Annotated in this window: 6 protein-coding genes; all 6 read right to left on the bottom strand. The window is 66.2% G+C overall.

From position 1 onward, the window contains the following. Window positions 1–16: 16 nt before the first annotated feature. The 6 genes from fusA to rpoB all read right to left on the bottom strand — a co-directional run bounded on the left by fusA (window position 17) and on the right by rpoB (window position 11,621). On the bottom strand, window positions 17–2,143 hold the full coding sequence (fusA, locus tag GWK25_RS04020; protein ID WP_215448519.1) for an elongation factor G: 2,127 nt from the start codon (window positions 2,141–2,143) through the stop codon (window positions 17–19). A 39-nt stretch (window positions 2,144–2,182) separates the two neighbouring features. Further along, on the bottom strand, window positions 2,183–2,653 hold the full coding sequence (gene rpsG / locus GWK25_RS04015) for a 30S ribosomal protein S7 (RefSeq protein ID WP_003992340.1): 471 nt from the start codon (window positions 2,651–2,653) through the stop codon (window positions 2,183–2,185). 2 nt (window positions 2,654–2,655) lie between these two features. Then, complete coding sequence (gene rpsL, locus GWK25_RS04010) at window positions 2,656–3,027, bottom strand: 30S ribosomal protein S12 (protein WP_003948652.1); 372 nt, start codon at window positions 3,025–3,027, stop codon at window positions 2,656–2,658. A gap of 299 nt (window positions 3,028–3,326) precedes the next feature. After that, complete coding sequence (locus GWK25_RS04005) at window positions 3,327–3,812, bottom strand: DUF1707 and DUF4190 domain-containing protein (protein ID WP_215457190.1); 486 nt, start codon at window positions 3,810–3,812, stop codon at window positions 3,327–3,329. Between the two features lie 330 nt (window positions 3,813–4,142). Next, window positions 4,143–8,042 carry a DNA-directed RNA polymerase subunit beta' gene (locus GWK25_RS04000; protein WP_215448518.1) on the bottom strand — a complete coding sequence of 1,300 codons (3,900 nt, stop codon included), beginning with the start codon at window positions 8,040–8,042 and terminating at the stop codon, window positions 4,143–4,145. A 93-nt stretch (window positions 8,043–8,135) separates the two neighbouring features. Then, window positions 8,136–11,621: a DNA-directed RNA polymerase subunit beta gene (gene rpoB / locus GWK25_RS03995; RefSeq protein WP_215448517.1), complete on the bottom strand. Its 3,486-nt coding sequence runs from the start codon at window positions 11,619–11,621 to the stop codon at window positions 8,136–8,138. Window positions 11,622–11,912: the final 291 nt, after the last annotated feature.

Here is an 11,912-nt window from a genome sequence, read left to right as displayed (position 1 = left end):
GGTTCAACGCCGTGCGTCACTCGCCCTTGGCCTTCGCGATGATCTCCTCGGCGACGTTCCGCGGAACCTCGGCGTAGGAGTCGAACTGCATCGAGTAGCTTGCGCGACCCGAGGTCTTGCTGCGGAGGTCTCCGACGTAGCCGAACATCTCCGAGAGGGGCACGAGGCCCTTCACGACGCGGGCACCGGCCCGCTCCTCCATGGCCTGGATCTGACCACGGCGGGAGTTGATGTCGCCGATGACCTCACCCATGTAGTCCTCGGGCGTGGTGACCTCGACGGCCATCATCGGCTCAAGGAGCACGGGGGACGCCTTGCGCGCGGCCTCCTTGAAGGCCTGCGAACCGGCGATCTTGAACGCGAGCTCGGAGGAGTCGACCTCGTGGTAGCCACCGTCGATGAGCGTGACGCGGACGCCCGTCATCTCGTAGCCCGCGAGGATGCCGAACTGCATGGCCTCCTGCGCACCGGCGTCCACCGAAGGGATGTACTCCTTCGGGATACGGCCACCGGTCACCTTGTTCACGAACTCGTACGAGGCGTCGCCGCCCTCGATCGGCTCGATCGCGATCTGCACCTTGGCGAACTGACCGGTACCACCGGTCTGCTTCTTGTGCGTGTAGTCGACGCGCTCGACGGCCTTGCGGATCGTCTCGCGGTAGGCGACCTGCGGCTTGCCGACGTTGGCCTCGACCTTGAACTCACGGCGCATACGGTCGACCAGCACCTCGAGGTGCAGCTCGCCCATACCACCGATGATGGTCTGGCCGGTCTCCTCGTCCGAGTGAACCTGGAAGGAGGGGTCCTCCTCCGCGAGACGCTGGATGGCGACACCCAGCTTCTCCTGGTCACCCTTGGACTTGGGCTCGATCGCGACCTGGATGACCGGCGCCGGGAAGTCCATGGACTCCAGGATCACCGGCTGCTTGTCGTCGCACAGCGTCTCACCGGTCGTGGTCTGCTTCAGACCCATGACGGCGATGATGTCGCCGGCGCCCACCGACTCGATCTCCTCACGCTTGTTCGCGTGCATGCGGTAGATCTTGCCGATGCGCTCCTTCTTGCCCTTGACGGAGTTCAGCACGGCGGTGCCGGACTCCAGGCGGCCCGAGTAGACCCGGACGAAGGTGAGCTTGCCGAGGTGCGGGTCGCTCATGATCTTGAACGCCAGCGCGGACAGCGGCTCGTCGTCGGACGGCTTGCGCTTGACGACCTCCTCCGGGTCGTTGACGGCGTGGCCCTCGATGGCCTCGACGTCAAGCGGGGTGGGGAGGTAGCGCACGACCGCGTCGAGCAGGGGCTGGACGCCCTTGTTCTTGAACGCGGTGCCACAGAACACCGGGGTGACCGTGGTGTCGTTGGACTTGCCGGACGCGATGGTGATGCGACGGATCGCGGCGTACAGCTGCTCCTCGGTGGGCTCCTCGCCCTCCAGGTACAGCTCCATGATCTCTTCGTCGTTCTCGGCGACGGCCTCGACGAGCTTGCCGCGGTACTCCTCGGCAGCCTCGGTGTGCGTGGCCGGGATGTCGACGACGTCGTACATCTCACCCTTGGCGGCCTCGGCGGACCAGACCAGGGCCTTCATCGTCACGAGGTCGACGACGCCCTTGAAGTCGGCCTCGGCGCCGATCGGGAGCTGCATGACGAGCGGCTGGGCGCCCAGGCGGTCCGAGATCATGTCCACGCAGCGGTGGAACTCGGCGCCGGTACGGTCCAGCTTGTTGACGAAGCAGATGCGGGGCACGCCGTAACGGTCGGCCTGACGCCACACCGTCTCCGACTGCGGCTCCACGCCGGCAACGCCGTCGAACACCGTCACGGCACCGTCGAGGACGCGGAGCGAACGCTCCACCTCTACGGTGAAGTCGACGTGCCCCGGGGTGTCGATGATGTTGATGGTGTGGTCGACGCCCTCGAGCGGCCAGTGACAGGTGGTGGCAGCAGAGGTGATCGTGATGCCACGCTCCTGCTCCTGCTCCATCCAGTCCATGGTGGCGGCGCCGTCGTGGACCTCACCGATCTTGTACGAAACGCCGGTGTAGAACAGGATCCGCTCGGTGGTGGTCGTCTTGCCCGCGTCGATGTGGGCCATGATCCCGATGTTGCGGACCCTGGCCAGGTCAAGCGAAGTGGTAGCCATAAGGCTTCAGTCTTCTCTCGGTCTCGATGGGGTCTGCGACTACCAGCGGTAGTGCGCGAAGGCCTTGTTGGACTCGGCCATCTTGTGCGTGTCCTCGCGCTTCTTCACAGCGGCACCCAGGCCGTTGGAGGCGTCGAGAAGCTCGTTGAGCAGACGCTCGGTCATGGTCTTCTCGCGACGGGCGCGGGAGTAACCGACCAGCCAGCGCAGCGCGAGCGTGTTGGCACGACCGGGCTTGACCTCGATCGGAACCTGGTACGTCGCACCACCGACACGGCGGGACTTGACCTCGAGGGTCGGCTTGATGTTCTCCAGAGCGCGCTTCAGCGTGATGATCGGGTCGTTGCCCGTCTTCTCACGCAGGCCCTCCATGGCGCCGTAGACGATGCGCTCGGCGGTGGAGCGCTTGCCGTTCAGCAGCACCTTGTTGATGAGCGACGTGACAAGAGGAGAACCGTAGACCGGGTCGATGATGACCGGGCGCTTCGGGGCGGGGCCCTTACGAGGCATTCTTACTTCTCCTTCTTGGCGCCGTAGCGGCTGCGGGCCTGCTTGCGGTTCTTGACACCCTGGGTGTCGAGGGAACCGCGGATGATCTTGTAGCGAACACCCGGCAGGTCCTTCACACGGCCACCACGCACGAGCACGATGGAGTGCTCCTGCAGGTTGTGTCCCTCACCCGGAATGTAAGCGGTGACCTCGATCCCGCTGGTCAGACGCACACGCGCGACCTTACGCAGGGCCGAGTTCGGCTTCTTCGGGGTGGTCGTGAACACACGCGTGCAGACGCCGCGACGCTGGGGCGAACCCTCGAGTGCGGGCGTCTTGTTCTTCTCGACCTTGTCCTGCCGGCCCTTACGGACCAGCTGCTGGATCGTAGGCACTACTTCTCCGGTTTCTGTGTGCCGAATGGTGAAGCTAACCCGGAACATTCGCCGACCCACGCGGTCGGGTGTGTCGAAACTGCTGAACTCCCGCCGCGAGGCAGAAAGGGCGCAGAGTACGGCGGCCGCTTACGGCTCCCCCTGTGCGGTTGAAGGCACGCACGAGAGCCAGGGCACACCCCAGGCACAAGGTCTGAGCGTACCTACCTCATTCGCTATGGTCAAAACAAATGGGCGGGCAGTGGTTTAACGACGAACGTCTCCGCACCGACACGTCCGCGCCGCCGGCCCGCCGGAGCTCAGGTTCCGCTGCTCGACGACACTCCCGCGATCATCAGAACCAGCAGGAAGAAGGCCCAGCCCGCCACGGAGAGCCAGCCGAGGATCAGACCGGCCAGGGCGAAGCCCTCACCGCCCTCGCCGGTGCGCTTCATCTCGGCGCGGGCGGTGTGGCCCAGGATGACCGCCGGGACGCCGGTGAGCCCCAGCGTCATGGTCGTGAGCACACCGCAGACCATCGCGCCCACGGCCTTGCCGTTGGTGGGCGGCGGCAGCACGGGCGCCGGCATGAACGTTCTCGGGACCATGGGCGCCATGACGCTCGGCTGCGCCGCTGTGGGCCCCTGGGGCAGGTCCGCGACCAGAAGGGTCAGCTCCCCCACCGTGCGCGCCTGGTAGGCCCTCTCGACGCGCCTCTCGTACTCGTCCTGCGGGAGGCGGCCCTCGCTGAAGCCGGCCTTCAGCACATCGACGGCACGCTCACGGTCGGCATGTGCGGCGAGCATGGAGGGACCACTGCCCTGCGCCTGCTGCCACGGCATCGGCTGCCACGACGGATTCGACACGAGAAACTCCCCCGGACTGGTTGTCCCCCCATGATGCGACAACGCACGGCCCCCGGCACCGGTTCCCCCGCACCGGTTCTGTCCCGGTTCTGCCACATCGCACACCCGTACGCCCGTCCCGCGCGCCCGAATGCCACCCCGGGCGCCCGTACGCCATCCCGGACGACCCGCGGGTGCCGGTAAACCACCCCAGCAGGCCCGTTGCGAGACGCCGAAGGGCGGCCACCCGAAGGTGACCGCCCCTCAACTCAAGCGACTGCGACCGCTCGCCTACTGGTTGTACGGACCGTAGTCGTAGTCCTCCAGCGGGACGGCCTGGCCGGAGCCCGTGCCGAACGGCGAGTAGTCGATGTCGTCGTAGCCGACGGCCGAGTACATCGCGGCCTTGGCCTCCTCGGTCGGCTCGACCCGGATGTTGCGGTAGCGGGACAGGCCCGTACCGGCCGGGATGAGCTTACCGATGATGACGTTCTCCTTGAGGCCGATGAGGCTGTCGGACTTGGCGTTGATCGCCGCGTCCGTCAGGACTCGGGTCGTCTCCTGGAAGGAGGCGGCCGACAGCCAGGATTCCGTCGCCAGCGAGGCCTTGGTGATACCCATCAGCTGCGGACGACCGGAGGCCGGGTGACCGCCCTCCTGGACCACACGACGGTTCTCGGTCTCGAACTTCGAGCGCTCGACCAGCTCACCGGGCAGCAGCTCGGCGTCGCCGGACTCGATGATCGTCACACGGCGGAGCATCTGCCGGATGATGATCTCGATGTGCTTGTCGTGGATCGACACACCCTGCGAGTTGTAGACCTTCTGGACCTCGCCGACCAGGTGGACCTGGACGGCACGCTGACCCAGGATGCGCAGCACGTCGTGCGGGTTGGTGGCACCCACGGTGAGCTTCTGGCCCACCTCGACGTGCTCGCCCTCGCTCACCAGCAGACGGGCGCGCTTCGAGATCGGGAACGCCGTCTCGTCGCTGCCGTCGTCCGGCGTGATGACGATCTTCTTGGTCTTCTCCGTCTCCTCGATGCGGACGCGACCGGCCGCCTCGGAGATCGGCGCGACACCCTTGGGCGTACGGGCCTCGAAGAGCTCGACGACACGCGGCAGACCCTGCGTGATGTCGTCACCGGCCACACCACCGGTGTGGAAGGTACGCATCGTCAGCTGGGTACCGGGCTCACCGATGGACTGGGCGGCGATGATGCCGACCGCCTCACCGATGTCGACCAGCTTGCCGGTGGCCAGGGAGCGGCCGTAGCACATGGCACACGTGCCGACCTTGGACTCACAGGTCAGGATCGAGCGGGTCTTGACCTCCTCGACACCGTGGTGCACGAGCTGGTCGATGAGCACGTCGCCCAGGTCCACGTTGGCCGGCGCGATCACCTTGCCGTCGATGACGACGTCCTCGGCGAGCATGCGGGCGTAGACGCTGGTCTCGACGTCCTCGGCCTTGCGCAGGACCCCGGTCTCGTCCTTCGAGGCGATCCGCAGCTTCAGACCGCGCTCGGTGCCGCAGTCCTCCTCGCGGATGATGACGTCCTGCGAGACGTCCACCAGACGACGGGTCAGGTAACCCGAGTCGGCGGTACGCAGGGCGGTGTCCGCCAGACCCTTACGGGCACCGTGCGTGGAGATGAAGTACTCCAGCACGGACAGGCCCTCGCGGAAGGACGCCTTGATGGGACGCGGGATCGTCTCGTTCTTGGCGTTCGACACCAGACCACGCATACCGGCGATCTGACGCATCTGCATCATGTTTCCGCGGGCACCCGAGTCGACCATCATGAAGATGGGGTTCGTCTTCGGGAAGTTCGCGTTCATCGCCTCGGCGACCTCGTTGGTCGCCTTGGTCCAGATCGCGATGAGCTCCTGCGTGCGCTCTTCCTTCGTGATCAGACCGCGCTCGTACTGCTTCTGGACCTTCTCGTCCTGCGCCTCGTACCCGCGGACGATCTCCTTCTTCGCCTCGGGAACGACGACGTCGGAGATGGCCACGGTGACACCGGAACGGGTCGCCCAGTAGAAGCCGGCCGCCTTCAGGTTGTCGAGCGTCGCCGCCACGATGACCTTGGGGTAGCGCTCGGCGAGGTCGTTGACGATCTCGGAGAGCTGCTTCTTGCCCACCGAGTAGTCGACGAACGGGTAGTCCTCGGGCAGCAGCTCGTTGAAGAGCGCACGGCCGAGCGTGGTCTTCAGCCGGAAGCTGTCACCCTGCTGCCACTCCGGCTCGCCCTCCTCGCGCGCCGGCGGGGTCCACCCGCGCGGCGGGATGGTGCCCACCGGGAAGCGGATGTCGATCGCGGACTGCAGCGCGAGCTCGTCGGCGTCGAACGCCATGATCGCCTCGGCCGTGGAGGCGAACGAACGCCCCTCGCCCTTGGTGTCACGGAGCTCGCCGTCGGTGGTGAGGAAGAACAGACCGAGGACCATGTCCTGGGTCGGCATCGTCACCGGACGGCCGTCGGCGGGCTTGAGGATGTTGTTCGAGGACAGCATCAGGATGCGGGCCTCGGCCTGCGCCTCCGCGGAGAGCGGCAGGTGGACGGCCATCTGGTCACCGTCGAAGTCCGCGTTGAACGCGGTGCAGACGAGCGGGTGGATCTGGATGGCCTTGCCCTCGACCAGCTGCGGCTCGAAGGCCTGGATGCCGAGTCGGTGCAGGGTGGGAGCACGGTTGAGCAGCACCGGGTGCTCGGCGATGACCTCTTCGAGGACGTCGTACACGACGGTGCGGCCGCGCTCCACCATGCGCTTGGCGCTCTTGATGTTCTGCGCGTGGTTGAGGTCCACGAGCCGCTTCATCACGAACGGCTTGAAGAGCTCCAGCGCCATCGCCTTCGGCAGACCGCACTGGTGCAGCTTCAGCTGCGGACCGACGACGATCACGGAACGCGCGGAGTAGTCCACACGCTTGCCGAGCAGGTTCTGACGGAATCGACCCTGCTTGCCCTTCAGCATGTCGCTGAGGGACTTCAGCGGGCGGTTGCCGGGACCGGTGACCGGGCGACCACGACGACCGTTGTCGAAGAGGGCGTCGACAGCCTCCTGGAGCATGCGCTTCTCGTTGTTCACGATGATCTCGGGCGCGCCGAGGTCGAGAAGCCGCTTCAGTCGGTTGTTCCGGTTGATCACACGGCGGTACAGGTCGTTCAGGTCGGAGGTCGCGAAGCGGCCACCGTCCAGCTGCACCATCGGACGCAGGTCCGGCGGGATGACCGGCACGCAGTCGAGCACCATGCCCTTGGGGCTGTTGCTGGTCTGCAGGAACGCGGAGACGACCTTGAGGCGCTTGAGCGCACGGGTCTTCTTCTGGCCCTTGCCGGTGCGGATGATCTCGCGGAGGCGCTCGGCCTCCTCGTCGAGGTCGAAGGACTCCAGGCGCTTCTGCAGCGCCGCGGCACCCATCGAACCGTCGAAGTACGTGCCGAAGCGGTCACGCAGCTCGCGGTAGAGGAGCTCGTCGCCCTCCAGGTCCTGGACCTTGAGGTTCTTGAACCGGGTCCACACCTCGTCGAGACGGTCGATCTCGCGCTGCGAACGGTCGCGCAGCTGCTTCATCTCACGCTCGGCGCCCTCGCGCACCTTGCGGCGCACGTCGGCCTTGGCGCCCTCGGCCTCCAGCTCGGCCAGGTCGGTCTCGAGCTTCTTGGCGCGGGCTTCGAGGTCGGCGTCGCGACGGTTCTCGATCTGCTGCCGCTCGACGGAGACGTGCGCCTCCAGGGAGGGCAGGTCACGCGTACGGCGCTCCTCGTCGACGTACGTGATCATGTACGCCGCGAAGTAGATGACCTTCTCGAGGTCCTTCGGGGCGAGGTCGAGCAGGTAGCCCAGCCGCGACGGAACGCCCTTGAAGTACCAGATGTGGGTGACGGGAGCGGCCAGCTCGATGTGACCCATCCGCTCACGGCGCACCTTGGCGCGCGTGACCTCGACGCCACAGCGCTCACAGATGATGCCCTTGAAGCGGACACGCTTGTACTTGCCGCAGTAGCACTCCCAGTCCCGGGTCGGACCGAAGATCTTCTCGCAGAAGAGTCCGTCCTTTTCGGGCTTCAGGGTGCGGTAGTTGATCGTCTCGGGCTTCTTGACCTCGCCGTGGCTCCACTGACGGATGTCGTCAGCGGTGGCCAGACCGATCCGGAGCTCGTCGAAGAAGTTGACGTCGAGCACTATGCGTCAATCCCTCTCAGGGTTGTAAGTCTTTGGTCTGATACGGGGGTCCTGGGGCCGGCCGGGCTCTTCACGAGCCCGGCCGAACTCCCGTCAGACCTCTTCGACGCTGCTCGGCTCGCGCCGGGACAGGTCGATGCCGAGCTCCTCCGCAGCGCGGAAGACGTCCTCGTCGGTGTCACGCATCTCGATGGACATACCGTCGCTGGACAGCACCTCCACGTTCAGGCAGAGAGACTGCATCTCCTTGATGAGCACCTTGAAGGACTCGGGGATGCCGGGCTCGGGGATGTTCTCGCCCTTGACGATGGCCTCGTAGACCTTCACGCGGCCGGTGACGTCGTCGGACTTGATGGTCAGCAGCTCCTGGAGGGCGTACGCGGCGCCGTAAGCCTCCAGCGCCCACACCTCCATCTCACCGAAGCGCTGGCCACCGAACTGAGCCTTACCACCCAGCGGCTGCTGGGTGATCATCGAGTACGGGCCGGTCGACCGGGCGTGCAGCTTGTCGTCGACCAGGTGGTGCAGCTTGAGGATGTACATGTACCCGACCGAGATCGGGTCCGGGAACGGCTCACCGGAGCGGCCGTCGAACAGCCTCGCCTTGCCGGAGGGGAGCACCATGCGCTCGCCGTCGCGGTTGGGGATGGTGTGCTGCAGCAGACCGGCGAGCTCGTCCTCACGGGCACCGTCGAAGACCGGGGTCGCGACGTTGGTGCCGGGGGCGACGGAGTCGGCGCCGATGACCTGCAGCCGCTGCGCCCACTCGTCGGCGAGACCGGAGACGTCCCAGCCGCGGCTGGCGAGCCAGCCGAGGTGGATCTCCAGCACCTGTCCCGGGTTCATTCGGGACGGCACACCGAGCGGGTTGAGGATGATGTCGACCGGGGTGCCGTCCTCCAGGAACGGCATGTCCTCGATCGGCAGGATCTTGGAGATGACGCCCTTGTTGCCGTGACGGCCGGCGAGCTTGTCACCGTCGGTGATCTTGCGCTTCTGCGCGACGTAGACGCGCACCAGCTGGTTGACACCGGGGGGAAGCTCGTCGCCCTCCTCGCGGTCGAAGACGCGGACGCCGATGACCTTGCCGGTCTCGCCGTGCGGCACCTTCAGCGAGGTGTCACGGACCTCACGGGCCTTCTCGCCGAAGATCGCGCGGAGCAGGCGCTCCTCGGGGGTCAGCTCGGTCTCACCCTTGGGCGTGACCTTGCCGACGAGGATGTCACCGGCGATGACCTCGGCACCGATGCGGATGATGCCGCGCTCGTCGAGGTCGGCGAGGACCTCCTCGGAGACGTTCGGGATGTCCCGGGTGATCTCCTCGGGGCCGAGCTTGGTGTCACGGGCGTCGACCTCGTGCTCCTCGATGTGGATCGAGGAGAGGACGTCGTCCTGCACGAGGCGCTGCGACAGGATGATCGCGTCCTCGTAGTTGTGACCCTCCCACGGCATGAACGCCACGAGCAGGTTCTTGCCCAGCGCCATCTCGCCGTTCTGGGTGGCCGGACCGTCGGCCAGGACCTGGCCCTCGATGATCCGGTCGCCCTCGTTGACGATGACCTTCTGGTTGACCGAGGTGCCCTGGTTGGAGCGGGCGAACTTGGCCAGGCGGTACGTGATGTACGTGCCGTCGTCGTTGGCGGTGGTGATGTAGTCGGCGGAGACCTCCTGGACCACACCCGGCTTCTCGGCCTTGACCACGTCGCCGGCGTCGACGGCGGAGCGGTACTCCATGCCGGTGCCGACGAGCGGGGACTCGCTCTTGATGAGCGGCACGGCCTGACGCATCATGTTCGCGCCCATGAGGGCACGGTTGGCGTCGTCGTGCTCCAGGAAGGGGATCATGGCGGTCGCGACCGACACCATCTGGCGCGGCGAGACGTCCATGTAGTCCACGTCGTCACCGGCGACGTAGTCGACCTCGCCGCCACGGCGGCGGACCAGGACGCGGTTCTCGGTGAAGCGCAGTTCGTCGTTGAGCGTGGCGTTGGCCTGCGCGATGACGAAGCGGTCCTCCTCGTCGGCCGTCAGGTAGTCGACCTCGTCGGTGACCTGACCGTCGACGACCTTGCGGTACGGCGTCTCCACGAAACCGAACGCGTTGACGCGGCCGTAGGAGGCGAGCGAACCGATCAGACCGATGTTCGGGCCTTCGGGCGTCTCGATCGGGCACATGCGTCCGTAGTGGGACGGGTGCACGTCACGGACCTCGAAGCCGGCCCGCTCACGGGACAGACCACCGGGACCCAGCGCCGAGAGACGACGCTTGTGCGTCAGACCCGACAGCGGGTTGTTCTGGTCCATGAACTGCGACAGCTGGCTGGTGCCGAAGAACTCCTTGATGGAGGCGACGACCGGCCGGATGTTGATCAGGGTCTGGGGCGTGATCGCCTCGACGTCCTGGGTCGTCATGCGCTCGCGGACGACACGCTCCATACGCGCCAGACCCGTACGGACCTGGTTCTGGATGAGCTCGCCGACGCTGCGCAGACGACGGTTGCCGAAGTGGTCGATGTCGTCGGTCTCGACGACGATCGTCTGGCCGTTGTCGGCGGCCGTCTCGGTCTCGCCCGCGTGCAGCTTCACCAGGTACTTGATCGTCGAGATGACGTCCTCGACGGTCAGGACGCCCGCGTCGAGCGGAGCCTCCGCACCCAGCTTCTTGTTGACCTTGTAGCGGCCGACCTTCGCGAGGTCGTAGCGCTTGGGGTTGAAGTACAGGTTCTCCAGCAGCGTCTGCGCGGCCTCACGCGTGGGGGGCTCGCCCGGACGCAGCTTGCGGTAGATGTCGAGCAGCGCGTCGTCCTGGCCCTGGGTGTGGTCCTTCTCCAGGGTGGCGCGCATGGACTCGTACTCGCCGAACTCCTCCAGGATCTGCTCGGTGGTCCAGCCGAGGGCCTTGAGGAGGACGGTCACGGACTGCTTGCGCTTGCGGTCGATACGGACACCGACCATGTCGCGCTTGTCGATCTCCATCTCCAGCCAGGCACCCCGGGAGGGGATGATCTTGGCGGAGAAGATGTCCTTGTCGGACGTCTTGTCGATCGAGGAGTCGAAGTAGACGCCCGGCGAACGGACCAGCTGCGACACGACGACACGCTCGGTGCCGTTGATGACGAAGGTGCCCTTGTTCGTCATGAGCGGGAAGTCGCCCATGAAGACCGTCTGGGACTTGATCTCACCGGTCTCGTTGTTGGTGAACTCGGCCGTGACGAAGAGCGGGGCGGCGTACGTGAAGTCGCGCTCCTTGCACTCGTCGATGCTGTTCTTCGGCGGCTCGAAGCGGTGGTCGCGGAAGGTCAGCGACATCGACCCGGAGAAGTCCTCGATCGGGGAGATCTCCTCGAAGATCTCCTCCAGACCGGACTTCGTGGGGACGTCCTGTCCGCTCTCGAGAGCCTCCTCGACCCGACTCTGCCAGGCGGTGTTCCCGAGCAGCCAGTCAAAGCTCTCGGTCTGCAGCGCGAGCAGGTTGGGAACCTCGAGGGGCTCCTTGATCTTTGCAAAGGAGATGCGCAGCGGGGCGGTGCTGGCGCCGTTGTTCGTATTCGCGGTCGAGGCGTTGCGCGAGGCGGCCAAGAGGGGGTCCTTCCGAGGGCTCGGACTCACTACGCGCGTACCGGCCCCCTCGACCGGGCGCGGAGATGGAAAGCCCCAGGTGAGGGACGTTCAATCGTCGGTGCTCGAGCGAGGGCATGCCCCTGGTGACGGGCAGGAGGCAGCTAACAGGCAGCGCAAAGGGTCAGTGTAGCCACTTGGCCCACTGATGTCCAGTGCGGGTTTACGGACCCTCGGAAACCCTCGTTGTTCCTCAACGCCTGCGGCAAGCCACGCCCTCGATGCACATCGATACTGCCCTCTTCGCCGTCG

The sequence above is a fragment of the Streptomyces sp. ATCC 21386 genome, assembly GCF_018728545.1.
GTDB lineage: Bacteria > Actinomycetota > Actinomycetes > Streptomycetales > Streptomycetaceae > Streptomyces.
This window is presented reverse-complemented; position numbering and strand designations above follow the sequence as displayed.

Coding starts and splice junctions, on each gene's coding strand:
- fusA (WP_215448519.1), bottom strand. CDS start 2,143: ATGGCTACCACTTCGCTTGACCTGGCCAGGGTCCGCAACATCGGGATC.
- rpsG (WP_003992340.1), bottom strand. CDS start 2,653: ATGCCTCGTAAGGGCCCCGCCCCGAAGCGCCCGGTCATCATCGACCCG.
- GWK25_RS04005 (WP_215457190.1), bottom strand. CDS start 3,812: ATGCTCGCCGCACATGCCGACCGTGAGCGTGCCGTCGATGTGCTGAAG.